Genomic DNA, 19603 nt, shown 5'->3' on the forward strand with positions numbered 1-19603 from the left:
CTTTGGCCGATTACGCGTCTTCCTTCAGCCAGCGGGCGGCTTCGAGGGCGTAGTAAGTCAGGATGCCGTCGGCACCAGCCCGCTTGAAGGACAGCAGCGCCTCCATGGCGCAGGCCTTGTCATCCAGCCAGCCGTTGGCCGACGCCGCCTTCAGCATCGCGTACTCGCCGCTCACCTGATAGACATAGGTCGGCACCTTCAGCTCCGATTTCACCCGGCGCACGATGTCCAGATAAGGCATGCCCGGCTTGACCATGAACATGTCGGCACCCTCGGCGATGTCCAGTGCCACTTCGCGAATCGCCTCATCCGAATTGGCTGGATCCATCTGGTAGGTGTACTTGTTGCCCTTGCCCAGGTTGCCGGCCGAACCCACCGCATCGCGGAAAGGCCCGTAGAAGCTCGACGCGTACTTGGCCGAATAGGCCAGGATGCGCGTGTGGATCTGCTGCGCCCCGTCCAGTTTGGCGCGGATGCACGCCACGCGGCCATCCATCATGTCGGACGGCGCCACCACGTCGGCGCCGGCCTGACTGTGGCACAGGGCCTGTTTCGCCAGTGCTTCGAGGGTTTCGTCGTTAAGCACGTAGCCCGTGGCGTCGATCAAACCGTCCTGACCATGGGTTGTGTACGGGTCGAGCGCCACATCGGTGATCACACCCAGATCCGGGAAACGGCTCTTGAGCGCCCGGATCACGCGCGGCACCAGCCCTTCCGGATTCCAGGCCTCTTCGGCGCCGAGGGACTTCTTGTCGTCACCGATCACCGGAAACAGCGCCAGTGCCGGCACGCCAAGAGACACCGCCTCCTCGGCAAGCAGCAACAGATTGTCGAGGGAAACACGATTGACGCCGGGCATCGATGCCACCGGCTGGGTGATCTGCTCTCCTTCGAGCACAAACACCGGGTAGATCAGGTCATCGGCCGACAAGCGGTGCTCACGCATCAGCCGGCGGGAAAAATCATCACGACGCATGCGACGCATGCGGGTCGCGGGAAAAGCAGACTGGACTGGGCTCATGGAAGTCTCACGTACTTACATCTGGAAACGAAATGCCGCAGGAACTTTCTCGCGGCACTCCTACACTAAGAAATAGATGGTGCTGAACCGTCTCCCGCTATACCTCCCTGAGCGGGTGCCTTGAGCAAGCAAGGCATTTTTGGCCCCCGGCGATCCCCTTGCCGGGGGTTTTTTATTGCACTCCGTCAGAGTCGCCAGCAGCCATCAGGTTCCGGATTCTATGCCCAAGCACCCACAACGCAGCTTGATCCCGGAAAACAAAAACCACTCCGCAGAGTGGTTTCTCGCATCATTCCCTGCAAACAGGGTCCCCGCTTAATCCGGCACCTGCTCCCGGGTGCACTCCCCCGCAGGGACAACAAGATTGCACAGACCAAGGTGCGACATGTAGGTGTCAAATGCCCCTGCCCAGTAATCGAACCACCACGATAGCGGGCTCATGTTCATCTCCTTTGCAACATACGTCATCAAGGTATTCTTCGGCGGACACGCCGTCGTCGAGCACAGTCACGGTACTTTCGCGCAACGCTCTAACTGCAGCTTGCGCCGACGGCCCCCCGGAACATGAGAACTTTTCCGCAAGGAAATGAATAAATCGCCCGGCGTTGTTGCGCAACTCACCCTCCCGCGGACACCCGGCCTCCCTGGACAGCGTCACCAGGGCGGGTTTAGGTCTTGCTCGGCCAGTACCAGCTCGGAATACCCTTGCGACCGCCGCCGACACCCTGCTTGTAACGGCTGCGCAGGTGTCCATCCACGGCGCTGATCCAGGGCGCCAGATGTTCTTCGGCAAGGTCGTAGTCAACGAACAGCTCCGGCAGGCGATACCCAAACCAACGGTAGGCGGCCAGGAGGCGAACGGTTGTCTCGGCCTCCTCGAGCGACGCTTTCCTCGCCGAGTCGGGCAGGAAGTCCAGCCGGATGCGCTTGCCCTGGTTGGCCGCATAGGCCCAGCCCCGCCAGACGCCATCGATGGTTTCGTTCTGCGAAGCCATCGGCGCCATCGAGAACACATGTTTGAGCGGCAAGGACAACTTCTTCAGGCGATCCAGTTGCGCCGCCCTGACCAGTTGCTCGTCCGGCACGAACGGCGTGAAGAAACCATCCCCGCAGTCCGCATGGAGCAGGAACAGGGAAAGCAGCGCTTCGAGCCGGCTATCCCCTGACATCTCGGCAATCTGTTCCAGGTAGGCTGTGCCGGCGGTAATCTGAAATCCGCTTGGCTCCACCCTCTGCTGGGTAGCCTTCATCAGCGCAACAACCACCCCATGTTCACTGGGAGTAAGACCAGCCACGACACCTTCTTCATCCCGATGGCCAAAGCGCCCTGCCCGGCCGCCGATCTGCTGCAGCAGGGACACCGACAGCTCGCCCCGCTTCACCCCATCGTATTTCTGAACGGCAGTGAATACGACGCGCTGAATCGGCAGGTTCAAGCCCATCCCGATGGCATCGGTGGCAACCAGAACGTCAGCGTCTCCGTCGGCGAAACGGTGCGCTTCCCGCTCGCGGACTTCCGGACTGAGCGCACCGTAGATGCAGGCCACCGACTTCCCCAGGCCCAGCAGGTCATCACGCAGATTCAATGCATCACGTCGCGAGAACACGATGAAGGCGTCCCCGGGCTTGGCCCGGCGCAGCGCCCCCGCTGGATTGCTGGCCAGGGCCTGCCCGACAACCAGTGGATGCTTGCGGGTCTTGTATCGGATCTCCAGCGGCAAGCCCAGGCGGGCCGCCAGTGCCACGATGGCAGATTCGGCCGACAAGGCCCCCAGCAGCCACACCTCCCGGGCATTGGCCCCCACCACGCCCTGTGTCCACGCCCAGCCCCGGTCGGGGTCGCTGAGCATCTGGATTTCGTCGATGACGGCCACGTCCACTTCGCGGGTCGGGTCGAGCATCTCGATGGTGGACGCCGTTACCCGGCTGCCCTGGACGATACGCCGCTCCTCACCCGTGATGAGGGAGGCGCGGACACCGAACTCCTCGTTGAGGCGGGTAAAGGCCTCCAGCGCCAGCAAGCGCAGAGGACCGAGATACACGCCAGACGAGGCCGTCGCCAGACGTTCAAAGGCGTCATGTGTCTTGCCGCTGTTGGTGGGCCCCAGCACCGCGATCAGCTTGCGGAGGCGGCGGCGTGCCGGGTAGATATCGGGGTAGTCGGAGAGCTTGACCGAGCGACCAATCTGCTCCGCCAGGTCACGGTGGCGCTGCTTGGCCCGCATGTCGTTCAGGGACTGCGTCAGCCCCTTGCCCACGCTGGCAAGGTCCATGTCGCCACTCGCCCAGTAGTCGCGCAACGTGCGCAGCTTGGGCTCCAGTTTCTCGGCAGCGCAGGCCTCAAGATAAGCCCCGATCTCGGCGATAGCGGATTCGAGTGCTTGCTCCAGCTTTGCCCCGTGCGTCTTCAGCAGAGCCTGCTCGGCGGCATTGCGTGCATCGTCGGTGAACCGGCGCCATTGCAGCTGCTGGCCCAGGCAACTCTCCGGGATGTAGCCGAGAATCCTGAACGCCTCACCCAGCAAGGTCACCCGACGGCCTGCCGTGAGCCACACCCTGTTGCTGCTGAGCGTTCTTGTTATGCGTAGGTCCGTCGCCGGACAGGTAGCCTGAGCGTCCATGTAAGTCCTGGAAGTGATACGTATGGCGAGCCTCAAACCAGCCGGCTAGCTCTGTTGTCGCGATCTGCGCTTTAACCAGCCGGTGATTTCATACAGTTCATCGTCGTCATGAATCTGCTCAGCGAAGGCATCACAGGCCAGCGCATCAACCAGAACGCGCTCCGCAAGCGCCAGAAAGTCAGACAGCTTCTCGGCGTCATGCATGTGCAGCACGGCAATCCTGAAGGCCAGCCTGCTCGGCACGCAGTACCAGATGTCGTAATAAAGATCGATGAGCCCGGCACAGGGAACCACAGGCAGCCATTCCGCCAGCTGGGGAATGAATTCAGGGTCTGGTCCATAGCTGATGAGCCTGTCCAGCTCAGCCCGGACATCAGCGATTTGAGAATCCAGCCAGGCGGCGGTAGAAGCGGTCATGGCGAGTAGTGTGTTGTGCTCAGCCGGGCTGGGCAACTCTTGGTCGCGGCTTTCGGACGCTGAAAAGCAAAAAGCCAACTCCGAAGAGCTGGCTTTTTGCTTGTTTCTTTTGGTCGGGGCGGCGGGATTCGAACTCGCGACCCCTTGCACCCCATGCAAGTGCGCTACCAGGCTGCGCTACGCCCCGACAAGCTGCGCATTATAGACACCTATTTAGCTTTTGCCAAGCCCTACTTCAAAACTTCATGCTGTAGTGGGGATCAGGAAGTCATCCGAGATGCGGCAGCCCAGGTCGAAGATGCGATCGCGGAAGTCTTCCAGATACTTGCGGAAGCCGCCCTCGAAGATACTTTCGATGCGTCCAAAGTGCAGATGCGATTCGAGTTCGCCGGCCAGGCGCTCGGTTTCCGCCGAACGCACATTGGAAAGGCGGGTCAGGTTGGAATAGACCTCCTTCATGCTGCGCGCCAGTGAACGCGGCATGTCCGCACGCAGGACAAGCAGTTCTGCGACACGCAAGGGCGTGATCTGATCACGGTAGACCCGGCGATAGACCTCGAAAGCCGATACCGAGTGAAGCAGCGCGCTCCACTGGTAGTAATCGGCGGTATGGACGTCTTCTTCCGCTCCCGGCAGCAGGTTGAGGTACTTCACTTCAAGGATGCGCGCGGTGTTGTCGGCACGCTCCAGGAAGGTTCCGAGCCGGATGAAGCGCAGGGACTCGTCCTGCAGCATGGTACCGATGGTGACCCCGCGCGACAGATGCGAACGGTACTTGACCCATTCGAAGAAGGCACCCGGGCCGCTCTCCATCATCTTGGCCAGCGTGAAGTCACGCATCTTCAGCCAGGTTTCGTTGGAGGTTTCCCACAACTCGGAAGTCAGGGTGCCACGGACGGCATGGGCGTTCTCGCGGGTGGCGCGCAGGCAGCGGAAGATGCTGCCCGGGTTCTCCCGGTCAAAAATCATGAAATCGAGCACGGCCTCGGGGGTGATGGCCTCATGACGAACATGGAAAGCATCTTCCAGTTCCATGATCTTCAGCATGCCGCCCCACATGAGCTCCACTTCGGCTTCGCTCTGCGGCAGCAGCGACAGGCGGTAGGTGACATCGAGAATACGCGCGGTGTTCTCGGCGCGCTCCATGTAGCGCGCCATCCAGAAAAGATGGTCAGCAGTGCGACTCAGCATGTCAGGCCTCCAGTACCCATGTGTCTTTGGTGCCGCCGCCTTGCGACGAGTTCACCACCAGCGATCCGTCGCGCAGGGCCACGCGGGTCAGGCCCCCCGGAACCATTTGCACTTCGGTGCCCGAGAGCACGAAGGGACGCAGATCCAGGTGGCGCGGCGCGACCCCGCTTTCGACGAAAGTCGGACAATTCGAAAGGGCCAGCGTGGGCTGGGCGATGTATTTTTCAGGGTTGGCAACCAGGTACTTGCGGAAGGTTTCGATCTCTTCCTTGGTAGAAGCCGGGCCGACCAGCATGCCGTAGCCACCGGCACCGTGCACTTCCTTCACAACCAGCTCCGGCAGGTGGGCCAGGGTGTAGGCCAGATCTTCCGGTTTGCGGCACATGTAGGTGGGCACGTTGTTGAGAATCGGCTCCTCGCCCAGGTAGAAGCGGATCATTTCCGGCACGTACGGGTAGATCGACTTGTCGTCGGCCACGCCGGTTCCGATGGCGTTCGACAGGGTCACCCGTCCGGCACGGTAAGCCCGCAGCAGGCCCGGCACGCCGATCATCGAATCCTTGCGGAAGGCTTCCGGATCGAGGAAGTCGTCGTCGACGCGGCGGTAGATCACATCCACGCGGCGCGGGCCCTGGGTGGTGCGCATGAAGACCTGGTCGTCACGCACGAAGAGGTCCTGCCCTTCGACCAGTTCGACACCCATCTGCTGGGCCAGGAAGGCATGCTCGAAGTAGGCGCTGTTGTAGGCACCCGGCGTCATCACCACCACGGTCGGGTCGGTCACGCCTACCGGCGCAACGCTGCGCAGGGTATGCAGCAGCATGTCCGGATAGTGCTCGACCGGCGCAATGCGATGGCGGGCGAAAAGCTCCGGAAAGAGCCGCATCATCATGCGACGGTCTTCCAGCATGTAGGAGACACCCGACGGCACGCGCAGGTTGTCTTCCAGCACGTAGAACTCGCCCGCCCCGGCGCGCACCACGTCCACACCGGCGATATGGGCGTAGATGTCGCAGGGGACGTTCACACCCTGCATCTCCGGCCGGTACTGGGCGTTGTTGAGCACCTGGTCGGCGGGAATGTGCCCGGCCTTGAGGATTTCCTGATCGTGGTAGATATCGTGGATGAAGGCGTTCAGGGCCTTGACGCGCTGGCGCAGGCCGGCCTCCAGGTCCGACCACTCCTTGGCGGGAATGATGCGCGGGATGATGTCGAAGGGGATCAGACGCTCGGTGCCCGACTCCTCACCGTACACCGCAAAGGTGATGCCGAAACGATGGAAGAGGGAATCGGCTTCCGCGCGCTTGCGCGCAATGCGTTCTGCCGGAGTTTCGCTCAGCCACGCAGCGTAGGCCGCGTAATGCGCACGGACACTCCCGTCGTCCGCAGTCATTTCATTGAAGAATTTTGTGATGGCCATTAGCGCTCGCCTATTGTGTTGTGAAGCGGAGATACCACTTTGTGTGTAGCTAGAAGCATGCCAATCAAAAAACCATTCTAAACAGAAGACTTTACGGCCCCTGGACAATACACCGCACCAAGACGGTGCCGTTGCACTGTCTTGGTGAATCAGCATCGCAACAAATCGGTGCGTGAACCGCCGGCAGTGGCGTCCCCCAACAACGTTTGTGACAAGAGCAAGAACAACGCATCAACATCATCCCGCAACGGACGTTTTTCACGCGAATGCCAACAGATTTTTTTAATCTACGCCTTTAGTAATAGGCTGAGCAGCTACAATCTGGCTCGCCCGATTACGTACGTCTATCAGCACGAAAACAGGATTCACCCATGCCGAAGCCACTCCTCCGGCCCGCCTGTTGCATTGGCGGCCTGCTGCCCCTCGTTCTCTGCCTTGCCGCCACCCCGGCCAGCGCCGCTGACAACCTGAGCACGCTCAAGCAGATGAGCCTCGACGAGCTGGCCGACCTGCGGGTCAGCATCGCCACCCATCGTACCGAGCGCCTGGAAGACACCGCCGCCGCCGTCTTCGTGCTGACCGCGGAAGATATCCGGCGTGCCGGAGCAACCACCCTGCCGGAACTGCTGCGCACAGTGCCGGGCCTCAACGTGGCGCGGATCAGCGCCACCGAATGGGCCGTGAGCGCGCGGGGCTTCAACAACCAGTTCGCCAACAAGCTGCTCGTGATGGTGGATGGACGCAGCGTCTATACGCCCTTCTTCTCGGGGGTATTGTGGGATGAACTCAACATCGTCATGCAGGATATCGAACGCATCGAGGTCGTCCGCGGCCCCGGCGGCTCGACCTGGGGCGCCAATGCAGTAAACGGCGTGATCAATATCCTCACCCGCCACGCCGAAGATACCCAGGGTAGTCAGGTCAGCGTGGTGGCTGGCCCACTGCAGTCCGAACTGGTGGCCCGCAACGGCTTCAAGGCTGGCGAAGCCGGCTTCGCACGCGTATGGGCCAAGGCTCACCAGCAGGACCGGCTGCACATGCCGGCTGACGGTGACACCGCCGACACCCGCTGGCGCGGCGGCCGGGCCGGCTTCCGCGGCGACTGGGATCTGGGCAGCTCGACCCTGATGCTCGAAGGCGAGACCTTCCGCGAAATGAAACCCGATGAGCGGGAATACTCGGGCGCCCACCTCCTCGGTCAGTGGGCCCGTACGGCCGGCGATTCCCGCGACGAACTGCGTGGCTACTTCAACCGCTTCACCCTCGACCGCTGGGCCGTGATGGGCAACGGCGCCAAGGCCCAGCTCGACACCTTCGACCTGAGCTATCGCCATCTGTTTGCCGAGTGGGGTATGCACAGCCTGATTGCCGGTGCCGGCTACCGGAGCGTCAACAGCGAAGCACAGATGGTCCCGCCGTCTGCCGTAACCCGCGCCAACCGCACGGATCAACTCCTCAGTGCCTTTGCCGAAGACACCCTGTCGCTGGCCGAGCGCCTCAAGCTGACTCTCGGCGTGAAAGTCGAAGACAACGATTACACAGGCATCGAATGGCAGCCCTCCGCACGTCTGCGCTGGACCCTCGGCACCGGCGGCACCCTGTGGGCATCGGTGGCCCGGGCGGTACGCACGCCATCCATCATCGAAGACAGCGCCCGCTTCATCTCCTTCGTTGCCCCCAGCCGGCTCACCGGTGGCCTGCCAATGTCGGTCACCTCAAACGGCAGTGCACAGCTCAACGCCGAAAAACTTACCGCCTACGAAATGGGCTACCGCATCCAGCTGACCCCAAAACTCAGCGTGGACGCCACTGTTTTCCTCAATGATTACGACCGCCTGGTGACTGTCGACATGATCGGCCGACCAAACCTGGTTCCCACCCCGACCCCATCCCTCAGCTGGAACGCCGTCACCGGCAACCAGCTACAGGGCCAGGCCCACGGCTTCGAACTGGCCGCCGACTATCGCCCCGCAGAAACCTGGCGCCTGCAGGCCTCCTACGCCTACCTCGATCTGAACCTCAAAGCCCGACCCGGCAACAGCGAGATCTCCCCCCTGCGGGCCGAGGGCGAATCCCCCCGTCACCAGGCCAGCCTGATCTCCCGTCATGACCTGCGCCACGACCTGGAGCTCGACCTGCAGGCCCGCTACGTCAGCGCCCTCACCACCTACACCATCCCAGACTACCTCACCGCCGACCTGCGCCTGGGCTGGCGCGCCACCAGCCGCCTCGACCTGGCCCTCAACGGCCGCAACCTGATCGGCCCGGCCCGCAAGGAATTCGGCACCAACATCGTCAATGCCAGCGATGCCTACCTCATTCCGCGCGAATACTACCTAACCGCAAACCTGCGTTTCTGATCGCCCACATCATTTTGCGTTTCGTCGACCATCCCCTCAAGCCGTGCGAATACCTATAATGGGCTTCCGGCTTTGGCTTGCCCCGCTGATTGCGGTGCTGGCGGTGCTCGCCCATGCCGCGGGGCCAGATCCGGACGCAACCACCTTCGCCGAAAACGACGTAAAGGCGGCCTTCATCTATAACTTTGTCCATTTCGTGCGCTGGCCCGACACGACAACCCACAAACCCGGCGACCCTTTCCGTTACTGCGTGCTCGACGACACCCTCGCCCCCCTGCTCGCCAAAGCCCTTGCCGGCGAATCCGTGGATGGTCATGCACTCATCGTCATGCGCCAGCCCGAGCTGCGCAATGTGCATGAATGCCAGATTCTCTATCTCGGTGAACAAGCCACACTGGGCGGCCTGAGCCAGACCGAACTGCTGCGCCGGATCGCCAGCCAGCCCATTCTGACGGTCAGTGACCAGAGCAACTTCACGGCCCGGGGCGGCATGATCGCGCTGATCAGAAAGCGCGGGCGCATCCACCCGGTCATCAACACCGATGCCACCGACCGCACCGAACTGAGAGTCAGCGCCAAGCTCCTCAACCTGGCCACCCTTGTCCGGGACAGCAAGGGAGCGGCACAGTGAGCCGGCGGGGTCTGCGCCTGCGCGACCTGCCGATCAAGCATCAGGTTGTCCTGATTGCCCTCATCACCACTGCCATCGGGCTGCTCGTTGCCCTCGCCAGTCTGGTCACCAGCGAACTCCAGGCCGCCGCCCGGGCCAAGCAGGACAGCGCCGCAACACTTACCCGGCTGGTCGGCGTCAACAGCACCGCAGCCCTCTCCTTCCGCGACCCGGAAGCGGCCCGCGAAATTCTCAATGCCCTGGGCACCGACCCCGAAGTCATCGCCGCCACCCTGCGCACCCCGGATGGCCGGGCCTTCTCCACTTATCGCAGCACCCTGCCGGCCCACGCCGCCAGCCTCAAGATCATCGAAGACAGACATGCCGTCGCCGTTCAAACGGATCTCCCCCGCAACGCCCGGTCACTGCCCCTCGGCGTTCTGCTGGAAGCCCCCTTCCTCGAAATCGCCCACCCGATCCAGGTCGGCGAGCGCGTCGTCGGCACCATCGAAACCTACTTCGACCTGTCCCCCCTCAGCGTCCTCGTCCGCCAGCGGGTCCTTACCGCCGCCGGCGTACTGCTGGTCGCCTCCCTGATCGCCTGGCTGCTGGCCTCGCGCCTGCAGGGCCTGATCTCCAGCCCCATCGAAAAACTCGCCGCACAAATGCTGCACGTCTCCGAAACGCGCGATTACGCCCTGCGAATCGCCCCCGGAAGCCACAACGAAATCGGCACCCTGATGGACGGGCTCAACACCATGCTCGATCAGATCCAGGCCCGGGACGCCCAGTTGCGCATCGCCAAGGACGCCGCCGAAGAAGCCAACCGGGCCAAATCCCTGTTCCTGGCCACCATGAGCCATGAAATCCGGACTCCGATGAACGGCATCATCGGCATGTCCGAACTGCTCGCCTTCACGCGTCTGGACGAGCAGCAACAGCGTTTCCTTGGCCACATCCGCAGCTCCGCCGACAGCCTGCTGCGGATCATCAACGACATCCTCGACTTCTCGAAGCTGGAAGCCGGCCGCATGACCATCGAAGCCCTGCCCTGCAATCCGCGGGCAGTCCTCGAAGACATGGCCAGCTTTTTCCAGCATCAGGCCATCGAAAAGAAAGTGGGACTCCGCTGCCACGTAGCCCACGACATACCGCAACAGATCGAAGCCGACCCCGACCGGCTGCGCCAGATTCTGACCAACCTGATCGGCAACGCCCTCAAGTTCACCCTTGAAGGCGAAGTCGAACTGCGCCTGGACCATCAGCACGAAGACACCCCCAGCGGCCCCCGGACCCTCCTCCACTTCAGCGTCCGCGACTCCGGCATCGGCATCGCCCCGGAAATCATGCCTAGCCTGTTCACCCCCTTCACCCAGGCCGACAACTCCCATGCCCGACGCTACGGCGGCACCGGGCTCGGACTGGCCATCTCGCAGGAACTGGTGCGCCTGATGGGCGGCGAGATCGGCGTTCACAGCCGGCCTGGCGAAGGCTCGATCTTCTGGTTCACCCTCAGCGCACCGATCCTATCCAAGCCCGCACAAGCCGCTTCGCCGGCCACCCCGGATGGCGCCGCCAGCCTCGCCGGCATCCACGTGCTGGTCGCCGAGGACAACGTGATCAATCAGGTGCTCGCCACCATGCAGCTGGAAGAACTGGGCTGCACCGTCACCATCGCCAACGACGGAGAAGCCGTGCTCAAGCACCTGTCCCGGCAGGACTTCGACCTGATCCTGATGGATTGCCAGATGCCGGTTCTGGACGGCTACGCCACCACCCAGCGAATCCGCCAGACTGAAAACAGCAGGCGGCACACCCCGATTGTCGCGGTCACGGCCAATGCCATGGAGCACGACCGGGCTGCCGCCCTCGCCGCTGGCATGGACGATTTTCTGACCAAACCCTATAGCCAGTCCGCCTTGTGCGCAGTCATCCGCCGTCTCGTCCCCCGCGAGACAGCCTTCACCGGCACAGTCTGACGATCCCCAAAACCATCAAGACAAACTATTGCCTCATTTTGAGGCGATAGCAAAAAACCCTTTTGCACCCGCCACCTGCACCCCGGGTCCACAACTTGTCCACAGCCTTGCCCACCTTCACTGTGGGCAATACGCTCCCAGAGCCTCGCACACTTCACAGCCCCCCATGGCAACGCCCGACGTCCCCGCCTCCAGCCCGCCACCGCCGCTGATCTACGCGCCCCCCGCGGGCGAGCCACCGATCATTTACCAGGATGCAGCCCTGCTCGTCCTCGACAAACCGGCGGGCCTGCTTTCCGTGCCCGGCCGCGGCCCTGACAATGCCGATTGCCTGGCATCCCGGATACAGGCGCGCTTTCCCGAGGCCCGCATCGTGCACCGGCTCGACATGGCCACCTCCGGCCTGATTGTCATGGCCCTCGGAGCCGAGATGGAACGGCGGCTCAGCATCGCCTTTCAGCAACGAACCGTGGACAAACGTTATCTGGCGGTAGTGACCGGACTCCCGGCGCCGGAGCGCGGCGAAATCAGCCTGCCGCTGATCGCCGACTGGCCGAACCGGCCACGACAGAAAGTGGATAGGGAAGCCGGCAAACCATCGCTCACCGGCTACACGGTGCTGGCTCATGACCCGACCAGCAATACCAGCCGACTGGACCTGCGCCCCCATACCGGACGCACCCATCAGTTGCGGGTGCACCTGCAGGCCATTGGTCACCCCATCCTCGGTGACGAACTCTACGGCGATGCCGCCTCACGACATGCCGCGCCGCGCCTGCAGCTACATGCCAGCGCACTGAGCCTGCCCCATCCGCTGACCGGCGAGATGCTCAGGCTGGAAAGCCTGGCGCCGTTCTAGGTCGTGGCACTTTCCGGCGGGAAGGCAATCACGTGATCGGCCTCCAGGCGCACACCGATCTGCTCCCCGATGGCGTGATTGTGGTGGGACGGCACCAGCGACAGCACCTCCGCACCACTCCCCAGGCGCAGGGTGTACAGAATGTCGGCACCGCGAAAAGCCTTCTGACGCACCTCGGCGCGGGTCGGGCTGGCATCGTCATGCACCACGTCATCGGGCCGCAGCAAGACCTCCACCGCACACCCCCTGCCACAGGCGCCGCAGCCCTGGCTGCACACCACCGGCACCCCGGATTTCAGCACACCCAGCTCAATCTCCACATGACCGGCATCCAGCACCTGACCCGGCACAAATACACCCTTGCCGACGAAATCCGCGACAAAGCGATTGGCCGGCCGGTGGTACAGGTTGTAGGGCGTATCCCATTGCTGGATCCGCCCCCCGGCCATCACGCCAATCTCGTCGGCCATCGCAAAAGCCTCGTGCTGGTCGTGAGTCACCAGCACCGCAGTCATGCCCTCGCTCTTCAGGATTTCCCGCACCTCCACCGACAGACGCTCGCGCAAGTCCACGTCGAGGTTCGAAAACGGTTCATCGAGCAACACCAGCTCCGGCCGCGGCGCCAGCGCCCGGGCCAGCGCCACACGCTGCTGCTGGCCGCCGGACAGCTCATGGGGAAACTTGTGCCCCAGCCCCGCCAGCCCGACCGTACCAAGAAGCTCGTCAACCCGATGGCGACGCTCCTGCGCCGACAGACCGCCAAGGCCGAAACCCACGTTGCGCTCCACGTCCAGATGGGGAAACAGGGCGTAATCCTGGAAGACCATGCCCACGTGGCGCTTCTCCGGCGCCACCCGATGGCCGGGTCGACTCACCACTTGATCATGGATACGGATCTCGCCACCGGCAATTTCCTCGAAACCGGCAATACAGCGCAGCAAGGTCGTCTTGCCACAACCGGAAGGCCCCAGCAGGCAGGCGATGCTGCCCGGCTCAAGGCGAAAATCGACGCCATCGACAATGGTCTGGCGGCCATAGCGCTGAACAACCGCCTTGAGTTCTAGTTTTGACATGGCATCGATTATAATTCTCATTCACGATTCGTAAACCACGATGTCCCGATACCTTTCGCCCCTGGTCCTCAGCGCCATCCTGATCGCCCTGCTCGCCGGCCTGCCGGTTGCCAGCGTGGGCTTCAATCTTTTCCTCGGCGGTACCAGCGACACCTGGAACCATCTGGCCTCCACCGTGCTTCCCGAGTATCTGTGGAACTCCCTGGCCCTATGCACCGGCGTCGGGGTGGGCGTGGCGATCATCGGCGTCACCACCGCCTGGCTCACCACCATGCACGACTTCCCGGGGCGCCGGGTCTTCGAGTGGGCCCTGGTCCTGCCCCTCGCGGTACCGGCCTATGTAATGGCTTACGTGTATACCGACTTCCTGCAGTTCGTCGGCCCGGTACAAACTGCCCTGCGCGACTTCTTCGAATGGCGCCGGGGCGACTACTGGTTTCCGGACATCCGCACCCTCTCGGGGGCCATGCTGATGTTCATCTTCGTGCTCTACCCCTACGTCTATCTGCTCGCCCGCACGGCCTTTCTGGAACGCGCCGGTGGCGTACTGGAAGCGGCCCGCACCCTCGGCATCGGCCCCTGGCGAGCCTTCTTCACGGTGTCCCTGCCCCTCGCCCGGCCGGCCATCGCCGCCGGCGTCGCCCTGGCCCTGATGGAAACCCTGGCCGACTACGGCACGGTAGCCTACTTCGCGGTGAATACTTTCACCACTGGCATCTACCGGGCCTGGTTCTCCCTCGGCGACCGGGTCGCCTCGGCCCAGCTGGCGGCCATTCTCCTCGGCTTCGTGCTGCTGCTGGTGGCCGTCGAGCGCATCACCCGCGGCCGGGCCCGCTACCACAACACCTCCAACCGACATCGCCCGCCCCCCGGCCGCCTGCGCGGCGGCGCAGCACTGCTGGCCACGCTGGCCTGCCTCACGCCGCTGGCTCTCGGCTTCCTGCTTCCCGCCGGCCTGCTGCTGCGCATGGCCCTCGGCGACGGCGACGCCCAGTTCGGCGCACGCTTCCTGACGCTGGCCCGCAACAGCCTCACCCTCGCCGGCCTCACTGCGCTGATCGCCGTGACCCTCGCCGTGCTGCTGGCCTACAGCGCCCGCCTGTCAAAAACCCTCCTCGCCCAGGCCCTCAACCGCCTGGTCGGACTCGGCTACGCAGTGCCCGGCACGGTCATCGCCGTCGGCGTGCTGATTCCCGTCACGCGCCTCGACAACTGGCTGTCCGGACAATGGGAAAGCGCCTTCGGCAGCAACCCGGGGCTGCTCCTCACCGGTGGCATCGCGGCGCTGATCTATGCGTATCTGGTGCGCTTCCTGGCCGTAGCACTGCAAACCGTGGATGCCAGCCTGTCGAAGATCACCCCGAGCATGGACGACGCGGCGCGCTGCCTGGGCCTCGGCCAAAGCGCCAGCCTGCGCCGGGTGCACGTGCCGATCCTGCGCGGCAGCTTGTTCACGGCCGGCCTGCTGGTGTTTGTGGATGTCATGAAAGAACTACCGGCGACGCTGGTAATGCGCCCCTTCAACTTCGATACGCTGGCCACCCAGGCCTATACGCTGGCGGCCGACGAACGCCTCACGGAAGCCTCCACGGCTTCGCTGGCCATCGTGGCCGTGGGCCTGCTGCCACTGATTGCACTGTCACGACAGATCACCCGCGCACGCAAGTAAACGCGTCCTTAAGCCCGCCCTTCGTACAGGGACAGGTAGGCGTTCATCATCGAATCGAGGCTAAACTCGGCCCTGACGCGCTCGCAACCCGCCCGGCCCATTTCGGCCACCTTGGCCGGATCGGCGAAAAGCGCGCCAAGCGCCACCGCCAGACTGGCCGGATCACCGGCCGGCACCAGCAAACCGGTAAGCTGATCCACCACCAGCTCCGGGTTGCCACCCACATTCGTCGCGATGATCGGCAAACCCGAAGCCATCGCCTCCAGCAGCGTATTGGAAATTCCCTCCGCCAGCGACGGCAGCACGAACACATTCATGCCCTGCATGAGTTGCGGCACGTCCGACCGCTCACCGACCATCCACACCTGTCCGTCCAGGTGCTCACGCTTCACCAACGCCTGCAATTCAGCCAGCAAGGGGCCACCGCCGACAATCATCAAGCGGGCACGCCGCGCCGCATCCTCGCTGGAACGCACCAGAATGCCGAAAGCCCGAATCAGCGAGGCCTGATCCTTGACCCCCTGCAGCCGCCCGACCGTCCCGAAAACCGTCAGCGCCGGATCATTGAACGGGGAGCCGACAATCTCCTGGCGCACCGCCACCGGCACGAAACGCTCGGCATTCACGCCATTGCAGATGCGCCGGATGCGCCCGGCCGCAATGCCGACCCGCTCCACCAAATAGGATTCGAGCGTTCGCGACAAGGCCACGTACTGACTGACGAAGGGGGAATACAGCCGGCGCAGGAACTGGTATTTCTTGCTTGTGCCGTTCTGGTCGAAGTTGTCCCAGCCGTGCTCGCCGTGCAGGCGCAGCGGCACACGGGCCAGCCAGGCCGGCACCACCATCTCAAGCGCTGCGAGGTTACGGGTATGCACCACCGCCGGCTTGTGCTCACGAAACAGGCGGTAGAGCTGCGGATAAAGCTTCACCCCATGCCCGGCGCCCTTGTTCAGCGAAACGAACTCCACGTCGCGGCGCTCGACACGCCGGCAAAACTCCGGCGAACAGCGCGACAGAGCCACGATCATGTGCCGAAAGCGCTCGGCCGGCATCCGGTTGAGCAGATTGACGATACCGTTCTCAAGGCCGCCGACATCGAAGCTGTAGACAACATGGATAATCAGCGGACGGCTATCGTTCATATTCACAGATACACAGGAGCGCTAAAGTTAGTCATTGACTATAGCAGCTCTCCCTAAAAATGATTCCGGGCTATGAATCAGCAGTCAGATTTTTCACGCTTTCCTACCTCTCCAAACCCACCTGACGACACCATGGAAAGCGCTGCAGCCCGGCCTAGCGCGCCAGCGCCGCCCGCAGCACCGTCACCGATTCGCCGGCGATGCCCCAGTTGTCGGTGTCCACTTCGTCAATGATCACGAAAGTCGTCGCCGGATTCTTGCCCAGCACGTCCTGCAGCAGCTTTGTCACACCGCTGATCAGTTCAGCCTTCTGGGCCGCAGTGGCGCCTTCACGGGTAATCCGGATGTTCACGTAGGGCACGGGTTTTCTCCTTTTGGGTTGATTTCAGGCAAGCCGCTCGCGGCGGCGGGAAACTTCCAGCAAAGCCGCGCTGAGCAGCAGCGCACAGGCTGCCGCCAGTACCGGCATGGTAAAACCGGCATCCCGCCCCTGCGCCGCCACCAGCAGTGGGCCGGCAATCTGGCCGACGCCGTAGCAGGCAGTGATGAAGCCGATGCGCCGCGCCGTTGCCTGCGCGTCCGGCACCCGGGCCAGCCACTGGGCCAGACCGGCGATGCCCATGAAAGTGCCGCCCAGCATCACCGCCCCGGCCATCGCCGCCGGCACGCCGTCCACCAGTACCGGCAGGGCCACGCCAAGCGCCTGCACCAGGGTCGCGCTGATCAGGGCCTGGTAGACGCCCCAGCGGAAGGACAAGCGCACCCAGAACGCCGTCGCCGGCAGGGCCGCCAGCCCCACCGCCAACCAGCCACCCAGTGCCGCCCCGGCCGTGCCCGACTGGCTACGCAGCAGCAGCGGCAGAAAAGTGGCATTGACGATGTAGCCGAAGCCCGCCAGCCCATAGGCCGCCGCCAGCCAGCCCATCGGTGGCAAGGGCGCTTGTGCCGACGCGGTACTGGCCGTCGGCGCCACACCACGCCGCCCGAGGGGAACCAGCACCGCGGCCACCCCCAGCGCGGCAATGCCCGCCAGCGCACCCAGCCAGCGCCAGCCGAGCAGCGCCCCGCCGCCGTCTGCCATCGACTGGGCCACCAGCGCCGACACCACGATGCCCGAACCGACGCCCATGTAATGCAGCGCGCTCCAGCCCGCCGCGCCGGCATCCGCCAGGCTGCGCAGCACGATGCCGGTGGCGTACACGTACACCACCGCACTGGCCACGCCCGACACCAGACGCAGCCCGCACCAGCCCGCAAAACCCGGCTCAAAGCCCATCGCCAGCGTGGTGGCGACACTCGCCAGCAGCCCGCCGAGCAGACGCCGCGGGCCGTTGGCCTGGCGGCTGAAGGCGGTCCACAGGGCACCGGCCAGGTAGCCCAGGTAGTTCATCGCCGCCAGCAGGCCGCCGCTGCCGATGTCCAGGAAACCCTCGTCGCGCATCTGCGGCAACAGGGCCGTGAAGGCAAAGCGACCGATGCCCATTGCCAGTAAAAGAGCGAGCAGGCCGGCTGCAGCAATCAGGGCCGGAGTCGGCCGGCCGGACATACGGAAAAGGTGAAGCATGGCGATGATCCTCAAGTCAGGTGGCACAGCCTAACAAGGGCACAACAGCAATAAAAATGATTTAATTACATTAATATCATCACCAAAAAAGATGACCATGGATCTCACCGACCTGCGCATGCTGCGCGCCATCATCGCGGAAGGCAGCCTCACCAAGGCCGCCGAACGGCTCCACACCGTCCAGTCCAACGTCACCACACGACTGCGCCTGCTCGAAGAAAACCTCGGCACGCCCCTTTTCGACCGGATCAACCGGCGCCTCGTCATCACCCCCGCCGGCAATCTGCTGGCCGGCTACGCCGACCGCCTGCTCAATCTCGCCGACGAGGCGCGGGAGGCCGTACGCAGCATCGACACACCGCAAGGCCTGCTGCGTCTGGGCTCCATGGAAACCACAGCCGCAGCGCGCCTGCCGGCGGTCATCGCCCACTTCCGCCGCCAGCACCCACGGGTCGAACTGCGTTTACACACCGCCCACACCACCGGCCTGGTCCAGGAAGTCCTCAACCACCAGCTCGACGCAGCCCTCGTCTCCGGCCCGATCAACCATCCGAACCTGCACAGCCAGATCGTGATCGTCGAAGAGCTCGTGCTGATCACCGCCGCCGACTGGGCGCCGATCCAGGGCAGAGTCGATCTGGCCAGCCGGGGCCCGATTGAACTCCTCACCTTCCGCGAAGGCTGCAGCTATCGCCAACGCCTGCTCGACTGGCTACGCCGGGACGGCGTAGCCATCGCCCAAACCAGCGAGTTCGGCACCTTTGAAGCCATTCTTGGCTGCGTCGCCGCCGGCATGGGCATCAGCCTTGTCCCCCGCGCCATCATCGGCCCCCATCTGACCGGGCCGAGTCCCGACAGCGCCACGCTGCGCATCCATCCGGTTCCGCCCGATGTCGCCCTGGCCGACACCGTGATGATCTGGCACCGGGCCCGCAGCCATCAGCCGGCCCGGCAGGCGTTTGCCGATTGCCTGCTCGAACGCCTCGGGCGCCCGCAAAACGGACGTGAGCAAGCCTTGATCTGACAGATGTTTGTGTTGCGTGTGGTGTGACCAACAGACTGATTCGCCGGGGATGGCAAAGCACCGCTGCCATTGCGGCAGCGGTTTTCCTTACTGCCGGGAGATCAAGCCCGGTTCAGGCCCAGCAAGCCCATCGGGCCATTCGACGTATTCAGCACGACGGAGGCGATACCGCCGCCCTGCTGCTGCTGCACACCGTAGATGGACAGGTTGCCGGTATCGAAGGAGAACACATCACCCGACAACTTCACCAGCAGCTTGCCACTGTTGGGAAAGAAAGCGTAGGCCATGTCGTTCTGGCTGCCGGAACTGGAGGGCGAGCCGAGTTCGTCGGGCCACCAGTTGGCCGACTGGGTGAAGCCCCAGTTGTTGCCGGCGGGTGCGGCAGCGGGCTGCGGCTCCCGATGCTGGGACAGTTCGCTGAGCAGCGCACCAACGCGCCACTTCAGGCCTTCGTTGAACATGTCGCCGATCATCATCATGCCGCCGCTCATCCACTGTCCCATGCCACCCAGTTCCGGGTGGCTGAATTGGGCCTGGCTGAAGCCGCCGGACTGGAGCGACGCGTAGGCGGAGCGGCCGGCGTCCGCGCTGAAGCCGTGCTTGGCTGCGATATCTTCGATCGTGCTCATGGGAATCTCCTGTTGAAGTGC

Annotated in this window: 16 protein-coding genes and 1 tRNA gene; 6 read left to right on the forward strand and 11 right to left on the reverse strand. The window is 63.7% G+C overall.

Features of this window, described 5'->3' with window-relative positions; genetic code table 11:
• Positions 1–10 precede the first annotated feature (10 nt).
• From hemB to ETQ85_RS13120, 6 genes are all read right to left on the reverse strand, one after another.
• Positions 11–1021, reverse strand: a complete 1011-nt coding sequence (hemB, locus tag ETQ85_RS13095; protein WP_222862156.1) for a porphobilinogen synthase — start codon at positions 1019–1021, stop codon at positions 11–13.
• Positions 1022–1689: 668 nt separating this feature from the next.
• Entirely contained in the window at positions 1690–3576 is a 1887-nt protein-coding gene (locus ETQ85_RS13100; protein ID WP_187394703.1) for a helicase-related protein, read from the reverse strand.
• Positions 3577–3687: 111 nt separating this feature from the next.
• Positions 3688–4059, reverse strand: coding sequence for a hypothetical protein (locus ETQ85_RS13105; RefSeq protein ID WP_148579521.1), 372 nt, complete (start codon positions 4057–4059; stop codon positions 3688–3690).
• Between the two features lie 110 nt (positions 4060–4169).
• Positions 4170–4246: transfer RNA gene (locus ETQ85_RS13110), tRNA-Pro, on the reverse strand.
• A 56-nt stretch (positions 4247–4302) separates the two neighbouring features.
• Positions 4303–5250, reverse strand: a complete 948-nt coding sequence (locus ETQ85_RS13115; RefSeq protein ID WP_148579522.1) for an alpha-E domain-containing protein — start codon at positions 5248–5250, stop codon at positions 4303–4305.
• 1 nt (position 5251) lies between these two features.
• Positions 5252–6670, reverse strand: coding sequence for a circularly permuted type 2 ATP-grasp protein (locus ETQ85_RS13120; RefSeq protein ID WP_148579523.1), 1419 nt, complete (start codon positions 6668–6670; stop codon positions 5252–5254).
• A 371-nt stretch (positions 6671–7041) separates the two neighbouring features.
• Between ETQ85_RS13120 and ETQ85_RS13125 the strand changes: the two genes are divergently transcribed.
• The 4 genes from ETQ85_RS13125 to ETQ85_RS13140 all read left to right on the forward strand — a co-directional run bounded on the left by ETQ85_RS13125 (position 7042) and on the right by ETQ85_RS13140 (position 12478).
• Positions 7042–9030: a TonB-dependent receptor plug domain-containing protein gene (locus ETQ85_RS13125; protein WP_148579524.1), complete on the forward strand. Its 1989-nt coding sequence runs from the start codon at positions 7042–7044 to the stop codon at positions 9028–9030.
• A 58-nt stretch (positions 9031–9088) separates the two neighbouring features.
• Positions 9089–9661 (forward strand): YfiR family protein, encoded by a 573-nt coding sequence (locus tag ETQ85_RS13130; protein ID WP_148579525.1) that lies wholly within the window; start codon positions 9089–9091, stop codon positions 9659–9661.
• Positions 9658–11619 (forward strand): hybrid sensor histidine kinase/response regulator, encoded by a 1962-nt coding sequence (locus tag ETQ85_RS13135; RefSeq protein ID WP_148579526.1) that lies wholly within the window; start codon positions 9658–9660, stop codon positions 11617–11619. Before ETQ85_RS13130 ends, ETQ85_RS13135 begins: the two co-directional genes overlap by 4 nt.
• Positions 11620–11785: 166 nt before the next feature.
• Positions 11786–12478, forward strand: a complete 693-nt coding sequence (locus ETQ85_RS13140; RefSeq protein WP_148579527.1) for an RluA family pseudouridine synthase — start codon at positions 11786–11788, stop codon at positions 12476–12478.
• Here the strand turns inward: ETQ85_RS13140 and ETQ85_RS13145 are convergent.
• Positions 12475–13551 carry an ABC transporter ATP-binding protein gene (locus ETQ85_RS13145; RefSeq protein ID WP_148579528.1) on the reverse strand — a complete coding sequence of 359 codons (1077 nt, stop codon included), beginning with the start codon at positions 13549–13551 and terminating at the stop codon, positions 12475–12477. The two genes, ETQ85_RS13140 and ETQ85_RS13145, sit on opposite strands and share 4 nt — an antisense overlap.
• Positions 13552–13591: 40 nt before the next feature.
• Between ETQ85_RS13145 and ETQ85_RS13150 the strand changes: the two genes are divergently transcribed.
• On the forward strand, positions 13592–15220 hold the full coding sequence (locus ETQ85_RS13150; RefSeq protein WP_148579529.1) for an ABC transporter permease: 1629 nt from the start codon (positions 13592–13594) through the stop codon (positions 15218–15220).
• 8 nt (positions 15221–15228) lie between these two features.
• Here ETQ85_RS13150 and ETQ85_RS13155 read toward each other — a convergent pair whose 3' ends face one another.
• From ETQ85_RS13155 to ETQ85_RS13165, 3 genes are all read right to left on the reverse strand, one after another.
• Positions 15229–16365 carry a TIGR03088 family PEP-CTERM/XrtA system glycosyltransferase gene (locus ETQ85_RS13155; protein ID WP_148579530.1) on the reverse strand — a complete coding sequence of 379 codons (1137 nt, stop codon included), beginning with the start codon at positions 16363–16365 and terminating at the stop codon, positions 15229–15231.
• A gap of 154 nt (positions 16366–16519) precedes the next feature.
• Positions 16520–16726 (reverse strand): 2-hydroxymuconate tautomerase family protein, encoded by a 207-nt coding sequence (locus ETQ85_RS13160; RefSeq protein WP_148579531.1) that lies wholly within the window; start codon positions 16724–16726, stop codon positions 16520–16522.
• A gap of 24 nt (positions 16727–16750) precedes the next feature.
• The gene (locus tag ETQ85_RS13165; protein ID WP_148579532.1) at positions 16751–17929 is read right to left on the reverse strand and encodes a YbfB/YjiJ family MFS transporter; all 1179 of its coding nucleotides are present in this window, start codon (positions 17927–17929) and stop codon (positions 16751–16753) included.
• Positions 17930–18026: 97 nt separating this feature from the next.
• Here ETQ85_RS13165 and ETQ85_RS13170 point away from each other — a divergent pair, with 97 nt between their 5' ends.
• Positions 18027–18953: a LysR family transcriptional regulator gene (locus ETQ85_RS13170; protein WP_148579533.1), complete on the forward strand. Its 927-nt coding sequence runs from the start codon at positions 18027–18029 to the stop codon at positions 18951–18953.
• Between the two features lie 101 nt (positions 18954–19054).
• On the opposite strand, the gene ETQ85_RS13175 is transcribed toward ETQ85_RS13170, so the two are convergent.
• Positions 19055–19582, reverse strand: a complete 528-nt coding sequence (locus ETQ85_RS13175; RefSeq protein ID WP_148579534.1) for an SHOCT domain-containing protein — start codon at positions 19580–19582, stop codon at positions 19055–19057.
• Positions 19583–19603 lie beyond the last annotated feature (21 nt).

Origin of the sequence: Zoogloea oleivorans, from assembly GCF_008107625.1 — a bacterium.
Lineage (GTDB): Bacteria > Pseudomonadota > Gammaproteobacteria > Burkholderiales > Rhodocyclaceae > Zoogloea > Zoogloea oleivorans.